Annotated in this window: 15 protein-coding genes and 1 tRNA gene; 11 read left to right on the top strand and 5 right to left on the bottom strand. The window is 71.2% G+C overall.

What is annotated here, in order from left to right; genetic code table 11:
- The first annotated feature begins 94 nt into the window (after positions 1–94).
- Together O7617_RS28740 and O7617_RS28745 are read left to right on the top strand one after the other, a co-directional pair.
- Positions 95–1879, top strand: a complete 1785-nt coding sequence (locus tag O7617_RS28740; RefSeq protein WP_282259408.1) for a DUF4012 domain-containing protein — start codon at positions 95–97, stop codon at positions 1877–1879.
- A gap of 13 nt (positions 1880–1892) precedes the next feature.
- On the top strand, positions 1893–2522 hold the full coding sequence (locus tag O7617_RS28745; RefSeq protein WP_282259410.1) for a hypothetical protein: 630 nt from the start codon (positions 1893–1895) through the stop codon (positions 2520–2522).
- A gap of 421 nt (positions 2523–2943) precedes the next feature.
- Here the strand turns inward: O7617_RS28745 and O7617_RS28750 are convergent, their stop codons facing one another.
- Positions 2944–4392: an MFS transporter gene (locus O7617_RS28750; RefSeq protein WP_282259412.1), complete on the bottom strand. Its 1449-nt coding sequence runs from the start codon at positions 4390–4392 to the stop codon at positions 2944–2946.
- Positions 4393–4447: 55 nt separating this feature from the next.
- The gene (locus tag O7617_RS28755) at positions 4448–4684 is read right to left on the bottom strand and encodes a hypothetical protein (RefSeq protein ID WP_282259414.1); all 237 of its coding nucleotides are present in this window, start codon (positions 4682–4684) and stop codon (positions 4448–4450) included.
- A 137-nt stretch (positions 4685–4821) separates the two neighbouring features.
- On the opposite strand from O7617_RS28755, the gene O7617_RS28760 reads away from it, so the two are divergent.
- Together O7617_RS28760 and O7617_RS28765 are read left to right on the top strand one after the other, a co-directional pair.
- Positions 4822–5979 carry a geranylgeranyl reductase family protein gene (locus tag O7617_RS28760; protein WP_282259416.1) on the top strand — a complete coding sequence of 386 codons (1158 nt, stop codon included), beginning with the start codon at positions 4822–4824 and terminating at the stop codon, positions 5977–5979.
- An 81-nt stretch (positions 5980–6060) separates the two neighbouring features.
- A complete protein-coding gene (locus tag O7617_RS28765; protein WP_167524833.1) occupies positions 6061–6234 on the top strand; it encodes a hypothetical protein in 174 nt (57 codons plus the stop codon).
- 54 nt (positions 6235–6288) lie between these two features.
- Here O7617_RS28765 and O7617_RS28770 read toward each other — a convergent pair whose 3' ends face one another.
- The gene (locus O7617_RS28770; RefSeq protein ID WP_282259419.1) at positions 6289–8079 is read right to left on the bottom strand and encodes a 5'-nucleotidase C-terminal domain-containing protein; all 1791 of its coding nucleotides are present in this window, start codon (positions 8077–8079) and stop codon (positions 6289–6291) included.
- 195 nt (positions 8080–8274) lie between these two features.
- Between O7617_RS28770 and O7617_RS28775 the strand changes: the two genes are divergently transcribed.
- Positions 8275–9177, top strand: a complete 903-nt coding sequence (locus tag O7617_RS28775) for an SDR family oxidoreductase (RefSeq protein WP_282259420.1) — start codon at positions 8275–8277, stop codon at positions 9175–9177.
- Between the two features lie 339 nt (positions 9178–9516).
- On the opposite strand, the gene O7617_RS28780 is transcribed toward O7617_RS28775, so the two are convergent.
- The gene (locus O7617_RS28780; RefSeq protein WP_282259421.1) at positions 9517–10176 is read right to left on the bottom strand and encodes a nucleotidyl transferase AbiEii/AbiGii toxin family protein; all 660 of its coding nucleotides are present in this window, start codon (positions 10174–10176) and stop codon (positions 9517–9519) included.
- Entirely contained in the window at positions 10173–10514 is a 342-nt protein-coding gene (locus O7617_RS28785) for a hypothetical protein (RefSeq protein ID WP_282259422.1), read from the bottom strand. The genes O7617_RS28780 and O7617_RS28785 overlap by 4 nt, the downstream gene beginning before the upstream one ends.
- Before the next feature lie 1037 nt (positions 10515–11551).
- Between O7617_RS28785 and O7617_RS28790 the strand changes: the two genes are divergently transcribed.
- The 6 genes from O7617_RS28790 (at position 11552) to selA (ending at position 19743) form a co-directional block, all read left to right on the top strand.
- Positions 11552–12115, top strand: a complete 564-nt coding sequence (locus tag O7617_RS28790) for a hypothetical protein (protein WP_282259423.1) — start codon at positions 11552–11554, stop codon at positions 12113–12115.
- A 692-nt stretch (positions 12116–12807) separates the two neighbouring features.
- On the top strand, positions 12808–16080 hold the full coding sequence (gene fdh / locus O7617_RS28795) for a formate dehydrogenase (RefSeq protein ID WP_282259424.1): 3273 nt from the start codon (positions 12808–12810) through the stop codon (positions 16078–16080).
- Positions 16028–17044 carry a 4Fe-4S dicluster domain-containing protein gene (locus O7617_RS28800; RefSeq protein ID WP_282264894.1) on the top strand — a complete coding sequence of 339 codons (1017 nt, stop codon included), beginning with the start codon at positions 16028–16030 and terminating at the stop codon, positions 17042–17044. The genes fdh and O7617_RS28800 overlap by 53 nt, the downstream gene beginning before the upstream one ends.
- Complete coding sequence (gene nrfD, locus O7617_RS28805; protein ID WP_282259426.1) at positions 17041–18282, top strand: NrfD/PsrC family molybdoenzyme membrane anchor subunit; 1242 nt, start codon at positions 17041–17043, stop codon at positions 18280–18282. Before O7617_RS28800 ends, nrfD begins: the two co-directional genes overlap by 4 nt.
- A gap of 38 nt (positions 18283–18320) precedes the next feature.
- A tRNA-Sec gene (locus O7617_RS28810) sits at positions 18321–18416 on the top strand.
- Between the two features lie 22 nt (positions 18417–18438).
- Positions 18439–19743: an L-seryl-tRNA(Sec) selenium transferase gene (selA, locus tag O7617_RS28815; protein ID WP_282259428.1), complete on the top strand. Its 1305-nt coding sequence runs from the start codon at positions 18439–18441 to the stop codon at positions 19741–19743.

Below are 19743 nucleotides of genomic sequence, written 5' to 3' on the forward strand. Positions count from 1 at the left end.
GCAATCATCGCGATAACGGCACGAAATTCCCAGACGCATGCTAAGAACGTCAGGGAATCGACCAACTGTCCGATTCCCCGATTGGGAGCGTGGTGTGACGGAAAGCGAACGGCCGACCCGACGGCGGAGCCGGTCCCGACGCCGTCGGCGGGCCCGACTGCGACGTGCCCTCCTCAGTGCCCTGGTGGTCGGCTCGCTGCTGCTGGCGGCAGGCGGTTGGGTCGGCTTCCGCGGCTGGCAGGCGCGCGCCCACCTGCTCAACGCCGCCGGCCTGGCCCGGGAACTGAGCGCCTTGGTGGTCGGCGGGGACACCGACCGTGCTCTGCGGACCCTCGCCGCCCTCCAGGAGCAGTCCCGCGCGGCCCGCGCGGCGACCAGTGACCCGAGCTGGCGGCTCGGTCGGCGTACCCCGATGGTGGGCGACAACCTCGATGCCATCCGGCAGATCGCCGCCGCCATCGACGACTTGGCTCGGCAGGCGTTCCCGACCTTGCTCCGGATGGACCTGACCAGCCTGGTGCCGACCGGCGGTCGTCTGGACCTGGCCCGACTCAGCGGCGTCTCCGCCGAGCTGACCCGGGTCAACGAGTCGGTGCAGGGTACGCGCCGAGACCTCGCCGCGGTGCCGGCCGACAGCCTGGTCGACAAGGTCCGGCAGGCGCTCGTCGACCTGCGCGGCGAGATCGACCGCCTGGCCGGCCTCACCACGGCCGCCGACCAGGGCGCCCGCCTGCTCCCGCCACTGCTCGGCGCGAACGGACCGCGGCGGTACCTGCTGGTCTCGCAGAACTCCGCCGAGTTGCGCGCCACCGGGGGCATGTTCGGCGCGTACGCGGTGATCGAGGCGAAGAACGGCGCGGTGAAGATGGGCAAGCAGGGCAGTTCGTCCTCGCTCGGCTTCTTCAACCCGCCCCTGAAGGTGCCCGCCGAGACCCGCGCGATCTGGACCGACCTTCCCGGCATCTACCCGGCCGACGTGAATCTGTCCCCGCACTTCCCGACTGCCGCGACGCTGTACCGCGAGATGGTCCGTCGCAAGACGGGCACCACTGTCGACGGGGTGCTCGCCGTCGACCCGGTGGTGCTGTCCTACCTGCTCAAGGCGACCGGCCCGGTGCTGGTGCCCGGCGGTGTCCCGCTGGCCAGCGAGAAGGTCGTGCAGACGCTGCTCAACGACAGTTACCGGCAGCTCGAGGTCGAGCAGCAGGACGAGTTCTTCGCGGCGTCGGCGGCAGCCGTCTTCGACGCCTTCTTCAAGAAGAATGTCAACCCTAGGGTGTTGTTGTCCGCATTTGACCGTGCTATCACCGAACGACGGATATTGTTCTGGAGTGCCCGACCTGAGGAACAGCGGACGTTCGGCGGCAGCCGGATGGCCGGGACGCTTCCGGAACAGGACACCGTGCCGACGGTCGGCGTGTTCCTCAACGACGGCAGCGGCGCGAAGCTCGGCTACTACCTACGACAGACGGCGAACCTGACGGTCGGCGAATGCCGCTCCGACGGTCGCCGCGAGCTCCGGCTGCGGGTGACCCTGCGGTCGACGGCACCGAAGTCCGGACTCACCAAGTCCGTCCTCGGTCTCGGCATGGCTGGTGATCCGTACACCGTCCGCACCTTGGTGTCGATCTTCAGCCCGGCCGGTGGAGCGGTGCTCGAAGCCCGGCTCGACGGGGCCGAGACGGCCGTGGGTAGCGGCACCGAACGTCGCCGTCAGGTGGCGACCGCCAGCGTCGACGTCGCTCCCGGCGCCGAGAAGACGTTGGAGGCCACCGTGCTGACGGCCAAGACCGGCGTCGGACAAGCCGAGCTGTGGCTGACCCCCACCGCCAGCCCCTGGACCACCCAAGTTCATTCCGCACCAAGCTGTGACCAGTAGGAGGGAACCAATCATGCGGCTATCCCGCATCATCATGGCGCTCACGGTCGGCCTGGCCGTGGTGGCCGTGCCGACGGCAGCGGGGGCGGCACAGCCGCAGCCGGCGCCCAGCGCGACCACTGACCCGCCGCAACCGCCGCCGTACGCGCCGCAACCCCCGGCGCTTACCGTCAACCGGCCGACGATCTTCCTCGGCGAGACGGTGCTGTTGACCGGCACCAACTTCGGCCCGAACGAGATCGTCGACATCGCGGTGACGGTCACCCCGCTGGCCGCTCCGGCCGGCGGTCAGGCTCCGGCTCGCCGCAGCGACGGCAGCACCGTGGCCATGGCTCCGGTGGCCTACCAGGCGAGCGCACCCCTGAACTTCACGGCGACCACCAACGCCCAGGGGCGCTTCACCAAGTACTACAAGCCGTCGGTGACGGGTCTGCTGACCTTCACCGCGACCGGCCGGGAGTCGGGACGTACCGCCTCCACCGAGCTGCGGGTGCTGCACAAGAAGCAGCCGCTGCCCGTCACGGGTGACAGCCTCGGTACGCCGATGAAGGTCGGCGGTGGCCTGGTCGGCGCCGGAGCGATCATGTTGCTGCTGACCCTGGCCTGGCGTCGCCGCCAGCGCTTCGGTGGTGCCGCGCACTGATCCGACCGCCGGGCATCGCCCGGATCGCACTGAAGCTGACGCCCGTCGGAGTGTTCCGGCGGGCGTCAGCTCTGTGCGGGGCGCGCGCTCCGCACCGACACGTCTTGATCGACACGATTTCCGGGAAGTCGCGGTATCAACCCGGTACGGACACCCCGATATCGCCGAAGTCGAGTGGATCACGCCCGGCTGGGCGGTCGTTCTCGAAGGGTCTGAAGCAGGTTGACGGGTGGCAGGACATGCCGCTGACCGACGCCGCGCAGACCGTGCAGGTGTCGGCGTACCCGGACGCGTACGCCCAGTGGGAGCAGCAGGCCACCGACCTGGTCGCCCAGCACTGGAACAGCTGACCCCGCACCGAAAGAGCTCGACCGCTGGCCGGCACCCCCACAACGGGGTGCCGGCCAGCGGCGTACCCGAATCAGCGGTTGCGGACGATGTCGACCAGCGCGCAGATCAGCGCCAGTCCGATGATGCCGGTGGCCAGGATGAGGGACCGCTCGAAGGCGGTGGTCCAGTCGCCACGGGTGTCGGCCAGCGACGAGAAGAACATCGAGCCGACGGCGGCGATGCCGGCGGCGGCACCGATCCGCTGGCCGGTCTGGAGCATGCCCGCGCCGCTGCCGGCCTGGGCCACCGGCACTTCGGAGAGGGTGATCGTCTGGTTGGGGGCGATCACCAGCCCGCTGCCGATGCCGGCGACGAGCAGTGGGCCGGCGGCGACCCAGGGTGCCGGGGCGTCCGGCGCGAGGCGCAGCGCGATCACGGTCGCGGCCAGCCCGACCACGACGGTGAGCAGACCGATGGCGACCAACGGTCGGCCGAGGCGGTTGACGATGCGGCCACCGAGGACGGCGGCGGCCGCCGAGCCCAGCGCGAACGGGGTGATGGCCAGGCCGGCGACGAGCGCGCTGTAGCCGAGACCCATCTGCAGGAACAGCGTGAAGATGAAGAAGATGGCGGTGAAGCCGCCGAAGTAGACCAGCGCCAGCAGTGAGCCCAGTGTGTACGACTGGAGGCGGAACAGCCGAAGGTCGAACAGGGGCTGGTGGTGGTGTTCGTACCGCCGCTCCCACAGCCCGAAGACGACCAGCACCGCCAGGCCGATCGGGATGAGCGCCCACTTCCACGGGGTCTCCCACTGCTGTTCCTGCACGAGTGGGAGCAGGACCAGGACCACGCCCACCCCGAGCAGCAGGACACCGACGGGGTCGAGTTGACGCCAGCCGGGTTGACCGGCGGGGCGGCCGGGCAGCAGACGCCAGCCGAGGATCACCGCAAGGATGCCGACCGGCACGTTGACGAAGAAGACCCACCGCCATCCGTGTTCCTCGCCGCCGACCGCGATGAGCAGTCCGCCGAGCAACGGCCCGACCGCGGTGCTGATGCCGATGGTGGCGCCGAGCAGCCCGAAGGGCCGGGCCCGTTCCGGGCCGCGGAACAGTTGCTGGATGAGCCCGATGACCTGCGGGTTGACGATGCCGGCGGCGGCGCCCTGAAGGAGTCGGGTGACGACCAGCCAGGTCGGGGAGGTGGCGAGGCCGGCGAGTGCGCTGGTGATCGTGAACAGGGCGATGCCGAAGACGAACGCGTTGCGCCGGCCTCGGGCGTCGCCGAAGCGGCCGGCGGGGACCAGCGCCAGGCCGAAGGTGAGCGCGTACCCGGAGAGGACCCACTGCAGGTCGCTCGGGGCGGCGTGCAGCGCCCGGTCGATGGACGGCACCGCGACGTTGACGATGCTCACGTCGAGCAGCGTCATGAACGCGGCCACCAGCCCGACGCCGACGGCCTGCCAGCGTCGCCGGTTCTCGGCCGCCGTCACCGGCTGCGCCGTGCTCATCGTGCCCCCCGGTGACCGTTGATCGCGCATTCCTGGCCGCTACCCGGGTCAGCGGGGGGCGAATCGTCTCGGGAGGTCCCGCCGGTCACGCCATCTGGCGGGCGCAGAACCGGGGGCCGAAGTCGAGGCCCGCCATCGGTGAGTCCTCGCGGTGCAGCAGGCCCTTCTCGGTGAGCAGGTGCAGGGGACTGGTTACCTGCTCCTCGGTGAACCCGGACTCCTCGGCGATCAAATCCGGGTACGGCACCTGCCCGCGTGCCTCCAGGGTGGTGACCGCCTGGTACACCCGTTGCTCGGCCTCCGACAGTTGCACCTGCTGCATGGTTCCTCCTCGGTTCGTCCGCCGTCGCGCGGCGGCTGCCGTGCGCCGGTTACCCCCTCGGTGACCGAAGATGCACACCCGATCGGGCGGTCGGCGGGTCCGGCTGTCCGGGTCGGTCCGTGGCCTAGGCTGCTGTCGTGATCGTCTGGGACCTCGTCGTCGTCGGCGCCGGCCCCGCCGGGCTCTCCGCGGCACACGCCGCTGCCCGCGCCGGTGTCTCCACACTCGTCGTCGAGCGGGCCGTACACCCGCGGTACAAGACCTGCGGTGGTGGTCTGATCGGCACCTCCCTCGCGGCCGTCGAGGATCGGATCGAGGTGCCCGCGCACGACCGGGTGGACAGTGTCACGTTCACCCGCGAGGGTCGCCGGGAGTTCACCCGCCGCAACGACGGTCCGGTCGTGACGATGGTGCGCCGCGAGGAGTTCGACGACCGGCTGCGCGCGGCGGCGGTCGCCGCCGGCGCGCAGATGCGGGAGCGGGTCGCGGTCCGCGCGATCGAGCAGGACCCCGAGGGGGTACGCCTGCGGCTGGCCGACGGTACGACGATCGCGGCCCGCACGGTGATCGGCGCCGACGGTTCGTCGGGGGTGACCGCCCGGCACGTGGGGGTCCGATACCGGCAGGTGGACCTGGGGCTGGAGTTGGAGATCCCGATACCCGAGGCGGAGCGGGAACGGTGGCGGGGGCGGTTGCTGCTGGACTGGGGCGACATGCCGGGCTCGTACGCCTGGGTCTTCCCGAAGGGTGACCGCCTGACCGTCGGTGTGATCGCCGGTCGGGGAGCGGGGGAGGGGACCCGCGAGTACCTGCGGCGGTTCGTCGACCGGTTGGGGTTGACCGGGCTGCCGGCGGAGCACGACTCCGGTCACCTGACCCGGTGCCGTGCGGAGGATTCGCCGTTGCGCACTGGCCGGGTGCTGGTCGTGGGGGATGCGGCGGGGTTGTTGGAGCCGTGGAGCCGGGAGGGCATCAGCTTCGCGCTGCGGTCCGGTGCGTTGGCCGGTGCGGCGGTCGCCGACGGTGACCTGACCGGGTACGAGCGGGCTGTCGCCGCGCGGTTGGTGCCGGAGATGCGGGCGGGCTTCCGTCTGCTGGACGTGTTCACCCGGCGCCCGGACGTGTTCCACGCCCTGTTGGCGACGCCGCCGGGCTGGCGGATGTTCGTGCAGTTCTGTCAGGGGCGGGCGAGCTTCGACGAGATGCTGCGACGCCGGTCCATCCGGGCCGCCCTCGCGGTGCTGGACCGACTACCCACGCCACGCCAGCCCACCGCCGTTCTCCCAGGATCCTAGGACGCCCTACACGGTGTGAGCGGCTGCTGATTCTGCACAGCCGGCTCGTTGGACAATGGCGAGGGATGCAGGGAGGTGCCGATGGCCGAGCAGCCGTTCACCGATGACGAGTACGCGTTCCTCCGCCACATCCGGTTCGGCGAGCTGCCGCCCGCCGTCCGGCCCGACGAACGGGTCGCCCTGACCGAGACCGACCCCGGGCGGGACCGGCCGGAGAAGGCCGAGGACCCGGTCCGCTGGAACGTGCAGGGCTGACGACAGCAGACGGGCCGTGGGTGTCGCCACCCACGGCCCGTCTGCGCTGTGCGATCAGAAGACCGGCACGCCCTCGCGTACGAGCCGCCAGTTCGGCTGGAAGAAGTCGGCCGGGTCGATCGTCCCCTTGGCCTGCGCCCAGTCGATGAGCAGTTGGCGGATCTCCTGCTGCGCGTTGTAGACCTGCGTCTTCACGATGCCGGGGAAGTTGCCGCCGCCGCTGCGCCGGTAGTTGTTCACCGCCACCACGAACTGTGCGTCGTCGGCCACCGGCGTGTCGGTGCCGGGCAGCACCAGGCGGGTGATCCGCTGCCCGACCGGCTTGGAGATGTCGATGTCGTAGTCGACGCCGGAGAAGACGTCGTAGTTGTAGTCCGGTACCGCCGGGTCGCTGAGCTGCTCCGTGTCGACCGGGGCGCCCGGCGCGAGGGTGCGGAAGTACTTCGCCGAGTACTCCAGGTACGCGCGCACCTCCGCGCCGCTGAGCACGACGGCTTCGAGGGTGTTGTCGTACACGTACAGGCCGGCCACGTCGCGGATCTTGACGTCGCCGGCGGGGAAGACGGCGGTACGGCTGAACGGCGCCGCGATCGACAGCACCGGCAGGTCGGCGTACGCCGTGCCGACCAGAGCCGCGCCGACCACCTCGGTCTGCACGTGGTTGATGAAGTCCAGGATCGGGGTGTCCTTGTACCGCGACTCGGCCGCCGACAACTCCACAGTGGAGCGGGCGACGACCTGGTTGACGTACGCCACGGTCTTCTGGTGTTGGGCCCGCACGGCCGCGAGTACCTTCGGGTCCTCGACCACCGTGTTGGTGTTCAACATGGTGGCGGCCTTCTTGGTGATCACCCACCGGCCGTGTTCGCGGGTGAGGGTGAAGTCCATCCGGGTGAGCCGCTGGCCCCACTTCGACGGCTCGGAGAGCAGCACCTGGGCGCCGGTCCGCTCGTTGGTGACGAACCGCTCGACCACCTCGTTGTGCGCGTGCCCGAAGAGGATCGCGTCGATCCCCGGCACCTGCTGGGCGATCAACGCCACCGGGTTCTCGTTCGGCAGCTCCGGGCCGTAGCTGGAGGTGCCGCTGTCCCCGCCGTGCGCGGAGATCAGCACCAGGTCCGCGCCGCGGGCCCGCATGATCGGTACCCACTTCGCCGCGGTCGCGACCATGTCGTCGAAGCGCAGCCTGCCCTCGACGTTGCCCTTGTCCCAGATGGCCACACCGGGGTTGGTCAGACCGAGGATGCCGACGCGCAGGGTGGGCGCGGCGAAACCGAGGGAGACCTTCTTGATGACGTACGGCAGGAAGGCCGGCTTGCCGGTCCTCGCGTTGACGGCGTTCGCGGCGAGCGCCGGGAAGCCGAGCTGGCGGATCCACAGGTCGAGCAGCGGCAGCCCGTAGTTGAACTCGTGGTTGCCCAGCGTCACCGCGTCGTAGTCGATGACGTTCATGGCCCGGGCCATCGGGTGCTTCTCCCCGGTGGCGGTGATCGGTTCCTGCTTGGCGTAGTACGTGGCCAGGGGCGTGCCCTGGATGGTGTCTCCGGCGTCGAGCACCAGCGTCGCCTTGCCGCGCCGCTCCCGACGGATCTGGTTGATCAGAGTCGCCAGCTTCGCGACGCCGATGTCGTTGTGCTTGCTGTCGTCGTACTCGGCGTCGCGGTAGTAGTCCCAGTTGTAGACGTTGCCGTGCGTGTCCGACGTGCCCAGGAGGGTGAGGTCCCAGGTGCGTGACCGGGCCGCGCCGGCCGCCTGCGCGGGCGCGGCGGCGATCAGCGGGGCGGACGCCGCCGCCGCGGCGGCGACGAGCACCTGACGACGCGACGGGCCGGAGGGAGAGGTCATGACGTGCCTTTCCATGGGGGTGGACGCGCTTCGTGGGCGCCTCGCGCACCATAACCACCGGCTGTCACTCCTGCCACGTCAGCCCCGACTGTTGCTGCGGTTTCCGCCGGTCAGCGTGGGGTAGGGCGGTCGGGGACGGGATTCGCGGGAGAGCCGTCGCCTCCCGCGCGGCGCGAGGAGACTTCGGAGAAACCGGTGACTGAGGACCAGCACACCCAGCAGGACCCGACCAGCCAGTACGGCGGGCAGTCGGGTCAACCCGCGCAGCAGCAGTCGGCACCCGGTTCGACCGCGGACATGAGCCCGAAGCCGGACCACGGGGAGGAGTCGTACCGTGGCAGCGGCAAACTCGACGGCAAGCGGGCGCTGATCACGGGCGGTGACTCGGGGATCGGCCGGGCGGTCGCGATCGCGTTCGCGCGGGAGGGCGCCGATGTGCTGATCTCCTACCTGGGCGAGGAGGAGGACGCCGACGCCCGGGAGACCATTCGCCTGGTCGAGGAGGCCGGTCGGCGGGGCGTCGCAGTGCGCGGTGACATCACCGACGAGTCGCACTGCCAGGAGTTGGTCGATCGGACGGTACGCGACCTGGGCGGCATCGACATCCTGGTCAACAACGCCGCCTACCAGATGTCGCAGGACAAGGGGATCCTCGGGATCAGCACCGAGCAGTTCGACCGGGTGCTCAAGACCAACCTCTACGCCATGTTCTGGCTCTGCAAGGCGGCGATCCCCCACCTGCCCGAGGGGGCGGCGATCATCAACACGGCGTCGATCCAGGCGTTCGACCCGTCGCCGCAGCTGCTGGACTACGCGACCACCAAGGCGGGCATCGCCAACTTCACCAAGGCGCTCGCCGCCGACCTCGCCGACCAGGGCATCCGGGTCAACGCGGTCGCGCCCGGCCCGGTCTGGACGCCGCTGATCCCGGCCACCATGCCGCAGGAGAAGGTGAAGCAGTTCGGCACCGACACCCCGGAGGGGCGTCCCGGGCAGCCGGCGGAGCTTGCTCCGGCGTACGTCTTCTTCGCCTCGCAGGAGTCCAGCTACGTCACCGGCGAGATCCTGGGCGTCACGGGCGGTCGGCCGACGAAGTGATCCCGCGAGGTGGGGCGGGCGCTGCTCGGGCGCCCGCCTCGCGCGGCCCGTATCGGTGTGCGTGGGCGTCGGTGACCGGCGTCGTGCGGCGTTGCGGTAGGTGTGTCGGCGTCCGGCGTTGCCGTGCGCGTTTCGGTGTCCGGCGTGGAGGGCGTGCGGCGGGGTTCAGCCTTGCCGTGCGTGCTTCGGTGTCCGGCTTGGAGGGCGTGGGGCGGGGTTCAGCGTTGCCGTGCGTGCTTCGGTGTCCGGCTTGGAGGGCGTGCGGCGGGGTTCAGCGTTGCCGCCCGTACTTCGGCGTCCGGCGTCCGGCGTCCGGCCAGCAGAGCGTGCGGCGGGGTTTCAGCGGGGCCAAGCGGCGAAACGCCGCCGGACCTGGGCGACGGCGGCGGCGTCCAGGCCGTAACGACCGAAGCGCTGCTCGGACAGCCGATCCAGGTAACGCCCGGCGGCGCGCACGTCCGCCGGATCCAGCGCCGGGTCGACCTGCCGGGCCAGCACCAACAGTTCGGTCACGTCGTAGTGCTCCAGCGCCGCCGCGACATCGACGAAGTCGCGGACCTCCCGCCGGTTGACCAGAGCCGCGATCTTGTTGGCCACCAGGTCGCGCACGTCCATCACCGGGCCGAGGTCCATCACCACCGGGCTCTGCCGACGGTCCAACCGGGCGAGGCTGAGCCGGATCTGCCGGCCGTCGCGGCTCACCACGAAGTCCTTCATGTCCTGCTCGTACCCGTCGAACAACTCGGCGAGATCACCGTCGGGGTCGGCGTCGCTGACGAGGAAGCCGGCCCGCTCCAGCGCCACCCGTACACCCGTGGACGCCGCCGCGGCGGCACCCTCCACGTCCGCGAAGAGGTCGACGTCCTCCGTCGGACGGGCGACCAGACCGTGCGCCGCCCAGGCCACCCCGCCCCCCAACACGAACCGGTGCGGCCCGGCGGCGGTGAGCGCCACCCGGGCGACCTCCCGGTAGAACTCGTGCAGATGCGGTTCGGTCACGCCGCGCGCAGGCCGCGGTGGCGGCTCTCCCACGCCTGGCGTACGCCACGAGGCAGGTTGAGCAGCCGCCACACCCGCCGAAGGGTGCGCCCGTTGACGAGGACGCGCAGGTCATCGACGCGGGTGGTCTCGCGGAGCACGTTCTCGTACATCCACAGAAGCTGGTCAGGGTCGGCGAGGTCGAAGGTGCGCTCGGCGTTCCACATCAACCGCACCGGCAACTCGACCACGCCGCGAGTGGGACCGGCGAGCTCGGCGAGCGTCCTCGCCACCACGGCAGGACGACCGGGCCGGGCCAGGAAGGCCACGCCGGTCGCGGTGGGGGAGACGGCCTGCATGGTGTCAGGGTAACGCCCACCGCAGCCGGTGTCGCTCAGGACGATCCCTACGCGCCTCAGGGCTGGTCGGCGAAGCCCTCGTGGAGGCCTGATCGGCGCGGTCACCCGGGGTGCTTTCCGTGGGTCCGCAGCTGTCCGTGTCGCCCGTGCCGTCTGCCCGTGTGCCGTCGCCCGTACCGTCCGTGTCGCGCGTGCCGTCCGTGCCGTCCGTTGCCGTCCGTTGCCGTCCGTTGCCGTCCGTGCCGGCTGTCCGTGCCGCGCTGAACGTGCGCCCCTGGCGTGCGTGGTTTCATGCCCGCGGGTGGTGTCCGCTTTTGGCAGCCCGCCGGGTTTGTCCTCGTCAGGCCGCCGGGAGGTGACCCGTCTATGCCTGACCCGTCTATGCCTGACCCGTATGCCGGGCCGCCGGATGGCGCCCTTGGTTCTGACGGTGCCCGTTGGCCTGCATCCAGCCGTCACGCGAGTCCGGTTTGTCAGCATCGGCCCCACCCGCGCGACTTGATCGACTCGGTTTCGGTGAAGTCGCGGTATCAACCCCGCGCGGATACCGCGATTTCGGCGAAGTCGAGTGGATCATGCGTGAGGCGGGGTGTTCTGCCCGCAGGCGTGGGTGCCGTGGGGGCCGGGGCCGTGTCGGTCCGGTACGGTTTGTTCCGTTTGGGTGGTATGTGGGTGTGGTCGGCGGCACTCGTCGGTCGGAATGACGGCCGGGCCGGGGTCGTTACACACCCTGACGATGGCAGGACCACGGCCGGTCGGCTCGATGGTCCGCCCCCGGGAATGACCCCCGACCCCGGGTCGTTACACCTGGACCCCGGCCCGACCCGGCACCCCGTTCCACCGGGTGCTCACGGACTCGGCCGACCCCGGAATGACCCGGCCCGCCGGGTCGTTACACCCGGACCCCGGCGCCACGAGCCCCCGCTCGTAGGCCGCCGATGATCCCCCAAGACTTCCCCGTTTGTTGCAGCGCCGGACGAGGTGCTCGCACCCGCCGTACCCGGGTGGGTGTTCTGACCCCCGAAGGAGCTTCCCCCATGAACACGATCATGCGTAAGAGTGTGCTGTCCGTTGCTGGTCTGGCGTTCGCCGGTGGTGTGTTCGCCGGTCCGATCGCCGCCCACGCCAACCCCGTCGACGCCAAGCCCGCCACCGCTGTTGCGGTGCAGGCGGGTGCGCCGAAGCCGCAGGGTGAGCAGTCGCACATCGACCTGAACGGCGAGCAGACCGCGAACGTGAAGGCGATCATCGCTGCGACGAAGAAGGCGGGTCTGCCGGAGCGGGCTGCGGTGATCTCGATCGCGACGAGCCTGCAGGAGTCGAAGTTGGAGAACCTGGGCCACCTCGGCGACGCCAACGACCACGACTCGCTGGGCCTGTTCCAGCAGCGCCCGTCCTCGGGTTGGGGTACGCCGGAGCAGATCACCGACCCCGCCTACTCCACGACGGCGTTCCTGAAGGGTCTGAAGCAAGTTGACGGGTGGCAGGACATGCCGCTGACCGACGCCGCGCAGACCGTGCAGGTCTCCGCCTACCCGGACGCGTACGCCCAGTGGGAGCAGCAGGCCACCGACCTGGTCGCCCAGCACTGGAACAGCTGACCCCGCACCGAAACAGCTCGACCGCTGGCCGGCACCCCACCCGGGGTGCCGGCCAGCGGCATATCCACCACCGCCACCACGGGTGGCAGCGCGTCCACACCGAGATCTTGGGCAGTTCCCGTTCCGCCCGCGGAACGGGAACTGCCCAAGATCTCGCGATTCGTGGACCGAATTGGGCCGCCCTCGGCCCCCGGGCCGCCCTCGGCCCCCGGGCCGCCCTCGGCCCCCGGGCCGCCCTCGGCCCCCGGGCCGCCCTCGGCCCCCGGGCCACCTTCGGCCCTCGGCCCCGGCCCCAGCCCCTGCCTCCGCTCCGGCCGATGGCCCTGGCCTGGCCCGCGGCCCTGGCCTTCGTCCCCGGGCCGTCCGCCTGGCGGCTGGCCTGACGGTTCGGCGGTGGGTCGTGGCGGGGGGCGATGCCGGGAACAAGGTCGGGGTGGGGTTGGTTGTGGAGGGTGTCGGTGTGACTCAGTGTCCCCGGGCCTCACCTATATCGCCCTCGCGGAATACCGTTCGGCCGGAGCCGCGTCGTGCCACTCGCCGAGAGGCGACCTGCACACCGACACCAGCGCCGCCCCCGGCCGACGAGGCCGGGGGCGGCGGTGTCTGCGCGTGCAGGGCGGGGCACGACTCGCGAACATGTCTCAACTGGCCTATGTTCGTGGGGCCGCTCGCGTGGGAGGGGGTGTCGGGGCATGGGTCTGCGGACCTTCATCGAGGGTTGGCCGGTCTACCGGCAGCTCACCGGCACCGATCCGCTCGGTCGGGGTGCGGCGGCCAAGTCCGCTGGATCTCGCGCGTTGACGGCCCGTACCGAGGACGCCGACAGTGTGGCCCGGTCGGTCTGCCCGTACTGCGCGGTGGGTTGTGGGCAACGGGTGTTCGTCAAGGACGGGCAGGTCAGTCAGATCGAGGGCGACCCGGACAGCCCGATCTCGCGGGGTCGGCTCTGCCCGAAGGGTTCGGCCAGTAAGAGTCTGGTGACCAGCCCACTACGGCAGACCAAGGTCCGCTACCGGCGTCCGTACTCGACGCAGTGGGAGGATCTGGAGCTCGACACCGCGCTCGACATGATCGCCGACCGGATGCTCGCGGCCCGTGAGCAGACCTGGGAGGACGTCGACACGCAGGGCCGGCCGCTCAACCGGACGCTGGGCATCTCCAGTCTGGGTGGGGCGACGCTGGACAACGAGGAGAACTACCTCATCAAGAAGTTGTTCACCGCGATGGGGGCGCTCCAGATCGAGAACCAGGCCCGTATTTGACACTCCGCCACCGTCCCCGGTCTGGGGGCCAGTTTCGGTCGTGGCGGTGCGACGGATTTCCAGCAGGACATCGCCAACGCTGACGTCATCGTCATCCAGGGTTCGAACATGGCCGAGGCGCACCCGGTGGGTTTCCAGTGGGTGATGGAGGCGAAGCGCCGGGGCGCGAAGGTGTTCCACGTCGACCCACGGTTCACGCGGACCAGTGCGGTGGCCGACGCGTACCTGCCGATCCGGGCGGGCACCGACATCGCGTTGCTCGGTGGGGTGGTGCGCTACATCCTGGAGAACGAGTTGGACTTCCGGGAGTACGTGCTCTCGTACACGAATGCCGCCACGATCGTCAGCGAGCAGTTCAGCGACACCGAGGACGGTGACGGCTTCTTCTCCGGCTTCGACCCGGCGACCGGCACGTACGTGCAGGACAGCTGGCAGTACGAGGGGCATGAGGGCTCGTCGGGCAGTGGACACACTGCGAAGGAGCGGGACACCGCCGCCGGTCTGGAGCACGAGTCGCACGGCGCGGAGGTCGGCGGGCAGACCCAGCGGGACGAGACGTTGCAGCATCCGCGCTGCGTCTACCAGATCCTGAAGCGGCACTTCGCCCGCTACACGCCGGAGATGGTGGAGCGGGTCTGCGGGATCTCGCAGGAGCAGTTCCTGGAGTTGGCCCGGGCGTGGACGGCGAACTCGGGTCGGGACCGCACCGGCATGCTGATCTATTCGGTGGGGTGGACGCAGCACAGTGTGGGTGTGCAGTACATCCGCACGGGCGCGATCATCCAGCTGTTGCTGGGCAACATGGGCCGCCCGGGTGGCGGGGTGATGGCCCTGCGCGGGCACGCCAGCATCCAGGGCTCCACCGACATCCCGACGTTGTTCAACCTGCTGCCGGGCTACCTGCCGATGCCGCACCACGCCGACCACCCGACCTTCGACGAGTGGGTGGACAGCATCCGGCACCCGGGGCAGAAGGGTTTCTGGGGCAACGCGCGGTCGTTCGCCGCCAGCCTGTTGAAGGCGTACTGGGGCGACGCGGCGACCCCGGAGAACGACTTCTGCTACGGCTACCTGCCCCGGTTGACCGGGGACCACGGCACCTACCAGCAGGTGCTCAACATGATCGACGGGAAGATCAAGGGCTACTTCCTGCTCGGTCAGAACCCGGCGGTCGGTTCGGCGCACGGTCGCGCGCAGCGGCTCGGGATGGCCAATCTGGACTGGTTGGTCGTCCGGGACCTGTTCATGATCGAGAGCGCCACGTTCTGGCAGAACGGCCCCGAGGTGGCCACCGGGGAACTCGTGCCGGAGGAGTGTCGTACCGAGGTGTTCTTCCTGCCGGCCGCGTCGCACGTGGAGAAGGAGGGCACGTTCACGCAGACGCAGCGGTTGTTGCAGTGGCGGGAGAAGGCCGTCGAGCCGCCGGGCGACGCCCGCTCCGAGCTGTGGTTCTTCTACCACCTCGGTCGCAAGCTGCGGGAGAAGCTGTCCGGCTCGCCGCTGCCACGGGACCGGGCGCTGCTCGACCTCACCTGGGACTACCCGACGCACGGTCCGCACGCGGAGCCGAGCGCCGAGGCGGTGCTGCGCGAGATCAACGGGTACGACGTGGCGACCGGCCGCCCACTGTCCGGTTTCGCCGAGGCCCGCCCGGACGGTTCCACGGCGATCGGCTGCTGGATCTACAGCGGGGTGTACGCGGACGGCGTCAACCAGGCGGCTCGGCGTAAGTCCCGGCACGAGCAGGACTGGGTGGCCGCCGAGTGGGGTTGGGCGTGGCCGGCGAACCGGCGCATCCTCTACAACCGCGCGTCGGCCGACCCGGACGGCAACCCGTGGAGTGAGCGCAAACGCTACGTGTGGTGGGACGCCGACAAGGGTGAGTGGACCGGCTACGACGTGCCGGACTTCGAGAAGACCAAACCGCCGTCGTACCGGCCGCCGCCCGGGGCGTCCGGGACGGAGGGCATCGCCGGTGACGACCCGTTCGTCATGCAGGGCGACGGCAAGGGTTGGCTGTACGCGCCGAGTGGTGTCCTGGACGGCCCGCTGCCCACGCACTACGAGCCGGTCGAGTCGCCGGTGCGGAACCCGCTCTACCGGCAGCAGGCCAACCCGACCCGCAAGATGTACGCGCACCCGGTGAACTCGGTGAACCCGAGCCCGCCGCAGGAGCACACCCAGGTGTTCCCGTACGTGTTCACGGTCAGCCGGCTCACCGAGCACCACACCGCCGGTGGGATGAGTCGGACCGTGTCGCCGCTGGCCGAGTTGCAGCCGGAGATGTTCGTCGAGGTGTCGCCGGCCCTGGCCGCCGAGGCCGGTCTGACGCATCTGGGTTGGGCGCACCTGGTCAGCGGTCGTGCGGTGATCGAGGCGAAGGTGCTGGTGACGGATCGGCTCACCCCGTTGCGGGTGGACGGGCGGATCATCCACCAGGTGTGGTTGCCGTACCACTTCGGTTTCGAGGGTCTGGTGACCGGTGACTCGGCCAACGACCTGTTCGGCATCAGCCTGGATCCGAACGTCCTGATCCAGGAGAGCAAGGTCGGCACCTGTGATGTGCGGCCCGGCCGACGGCCGACCGGCTCGGCGTTGCTGGACCTGGTCGCCGACTACCAGCGGCGTGCCGGGATCACCCCGGGTGAGAATGCTCCGGCGGTCACCACCGACAGCGAGGGGGAGCGGCGCGGTGCTTCCTGACCCGAACAGCCTGTACGGTCCGCTGGACCCGGCCCCGGACGCGGGCTATGTGAATGCGCCGCCGCGGATGGGGTTCTTCACCGACACCAGCGTCTGCATCGGGTGCAAGGCGTGTGAGGTGGCCTGTAAGGAGTGGAACGGGGTGCCGGAGAGCGGGTTGGACCTGCTCGGCATGTCGTACGACAACACCGGCGCGTTGACGGCGAACTCCTGGCGGCACGTGGCGTTCGTCGAGCAGCCCCGCCCGGCCGGGCAGCACCCGCCGTCGGCGGACGTGCTCGGCGAGCCGGTGAACGCCGGCGGGCAGCGGTCGGTGGACGCGGGCTCAACACCGCAGTTCCTTGGGATGCCGGGTGCGCAGCCGCCGGGTCGGGGCACCGGTGTCGAGGGTCGGACGGATTTCCGGTGGTTGATGATGTCCGACGTGTGCAAGCACTGCACTCATGCGGCGTGTCTGGACGTGTGTCCGACGGGGTCGTTGTTCCGGACGGAGTTCGGGACGGTGGTGGTGCAGGAGGACATCTGCAACGGGTGTGGGTACTGCATCTCGGCGTGTCCGTACGGGGTGATCGATCAGCGTAAGGGTGATGGTCGGGCGTGGAAGTGCACGTTGTGCTACGACCGGCTCGGTGCGGGGATGACTCCGGCGTGCGCGCAGGCGTGTCCGACGGAGTCGATCCAGTACGGGCCGCTTGACGAGCTGCGGGAGCGGGCCGCCGCGCGGGTGGCGACGTTGCGGGGGCGGGGGGTGTCCGAGGCGCGGTTGTACGGGCACGACCCGGACGACGGCGTCGGCGGCGACGGGGCGTTCTTCCTGCTGTTGGACGAGCCCGAGGTGTACGGGCTGCCACCCGACCCGGTCGTGACCACCCGCGACCTGCCGAAGATGTGGAGACGCGCCGGCCTCGCGGCCCTCGCGATGGCGGCGGCCACCGTCGCCGCGTTCGTCGGAGGTTCCTCGTGAGTCCGCAGCGCCCCGAGGTGGGTGACCTGTTCCGCCGCTTCCGCGACCGGCTGGCCGCCGAGGCTTCCGCCCGACCGGGCGTCTCGGCGCGGCCGGAGATCGGGGCCGACGGCGCGCCGACGGGAGCCGACGACCACCGTCCGCACGCGACGACCTCGCAGCACGCGACCACCCCGCCGCAGGAGATCGCCACGCGGCACCGGGCTGCCCGGCCGCAGGAGACCTCCACCGACCAGCCCGGTCGACGGGCGGGCCGCCGACGCGGCGGACGCGGCGGCGAGGAGGTACGGGTTCCGGAGGCCGAGTTCACGTCGTACTACGGTCGTCCGATCCTCAAGGGGCCGGTCTGGAAGTGGGACATCGCCGCGTACCTGTTCACCGGTGGCCTGGCGGCCGGCTCGTCGCTGCTCGCGGCCGGTGGGCAGCTCACCGGGCGGCCGGCGCTGCGTCGCGCCGGTCGGGTCACCGCGCTGGCCGCCGTCAGCGCCAGCGCCGTCTTCCTCGTCAAGGACCTGGGCCGACCGGCCCGGTTCCACCACATGCTGCGGGTGGCCAAGCCGACCTCGCCGATGTCGATGGGCACCTGGATCCTGACCGCGTACGGGCCCGCCGCCGGTGTCGCCGCGGTCGCCGAGGCAGCCGGTGTGTTGCCGCGCCACGGCCTGCTCGGGCTGGCCGCGAAGGCGCTGCCGCCGGTCGGGCACGCCGCTGGGCTGCTCGCCGCGGGCACCGCGCCCGTGCTGGCCACGTACACCGGGGTGTTGCTGGCCGACACGGCGGTGCCGTCGTGGCACGAGGCGTACCCCGAACTGCCGGTCATCTTCGCGGGCAGCGCGTTGGCCAGCGGCGCCGCCGTGGGTCTGCTCGCCGCGCCGCCGGCCCAGACCGGGCCGGCGGCGCGGATGGCGGTGGCCGGAGCGGCCCTGGAGCTGTACGGCGCGCACCGGGTGGAGACGCGTCTCGGTCTGCTCAGCGAGCCCTACCGCCTGGGCCGCCCCGGTCGGCTGCTGCGCGCCGGTCGGCTGCTCACCGCGGGAGGCGTCGCCGGTGCGCTGCTCGGCCGGCGTAGTCGGGTGGTCAGCGGGTTGTCCGGTGTGGCGTTGCTGGCCGCCTCGCTGGCGACCCGGTTCGGCATCTTCTACGGCGGCGTCGCGTCGGCCCGCGACCCCCGGTACACGGTGGTGCCACAACGCGAGCGGGTGGAAGCCCGTCGGACCGACGGCGGAAGTTCCACCTGACCGGGCGGCCCTGCCCGTGCTGTGATCGAATGTCCGGTGGAGGCGTTCAGGCGGCTGGTGCCCCTCCCGGTCTTCAAAACCGGTGTGGTCCGGGACCCGGGCCAGGCGGGTTCGATTCCCGTCCGTCTCCGCCAAACCAGTGCAGGAGATGACGCGATGGGCGACGGGCCGACGGACCCGCGACGGCGGGTGCCCCGCACCGACACGCTGCTCGCCGATCCTCGGCTGGCCGCCGCCAGCGCGACGCTCGGTCGGGAACGGGTCAAGGCGGTCGTCGCCCACGCCCAGGAGCGGGCCCGCCGGGGCGAGCTGCACCCCGACGAGGTACGCGACGCGGCGGTCGCCGCGCTGCCCGCGGCCGGGCCCCGGGTGGTGCTCAACGCGACGGGGGTCGTGCTGCACACCAACCTGGGCCGGGCGCCGCTGTCCGCCGCCGCGGTCTCCGCGGTGGTCGCCGCCGCCGGGCACACCGATGTGGAGTTGGACCTGGGCACCGGGCGGCGGGCCCGTCGGGGCCGGGACGCCCTCGACGCACTGGCGGCCGCTGTGCCCGACGCGGGCGCCGTGCACGTGGTCAACAACGGCGCCGCCGCGCTGGTGCTGGCCGCCACCGCGTTGGCCGCCGGTCGGGAGATCGTCGTCAGCCGGGGTGAGCTGGTCGAGATCGGCGACGGTTTCCGCCTGCCCGACCTGTTGGAGAGCACCGGCGCGCGGCTGCGGGAGGTGGGCACCACCAACCGCACCACGCTCGCCGACTACGCCGCGGCGCTCGGCCCGCAGACCGGCTTCGTGCTCAAGGTGCACCCGTCGAACTTCCAGGTCACCGGCTTCACCTCGGCGACCCCGGTGCGACGACTGGCCACTCTGGGCGTGCCGGTGGTCGCCGACATCGGCTCCGGTCTGCTCACCCCCGATCCGTTGCTGCCCGACGAACCCGACGCGACCACCACCCTGCGCGCCGGGGCCGCGCTGGTCACGGCCAGCGGCGACAAGCTGCTCGGCGGCCCGCAGGCGGGCCTGCTGTTCGGTGACGTCGAGCTGGTCGAGAAGCTGCGCCGGCACCCGCTGGCCCGGGCCTTGCGGGTGGACAAGCTCACCCTGGCCGCGTTGGCCGCGACAGTGCACCAACCGGACACGCCGACCCGGGCGGCGCTGCACGCCGACCCGGGCGCGCTCCGCAGCCGGGTGGAGCGGCTGCGCGACCGACTCGGCGCGGACGGCCGCAAGGCGGAGGTGGTGCCGACCGTCGCGGTGGTCGGTGGCGGCGGGGCACCGGGCGTGGAGCTGGACTCGTGGGCGCTGAGCCTGCCCGAACGGTACGCGGGGCCGCTGCGCACCGGCGAGCACCCGGTGCTCGGGCGGGTGGTCCGGGGTCGGCTCCTGCTGGACCTGCGCTGCGTGCCGGTCGAGGCCGACGACGCCGTCCGGGCGGCCGTGCTGCGCGTAACCGGGGACGACTGA

This window comes from Micromonospora sp. WMMD1155 (assembly GCF_029581275.1).
Taxonomy (GTDB): Bacteria; Actinomycetota; Actinomycetes; order Mycobacteriales; family Micromonosporaceae; genus Micromonospora.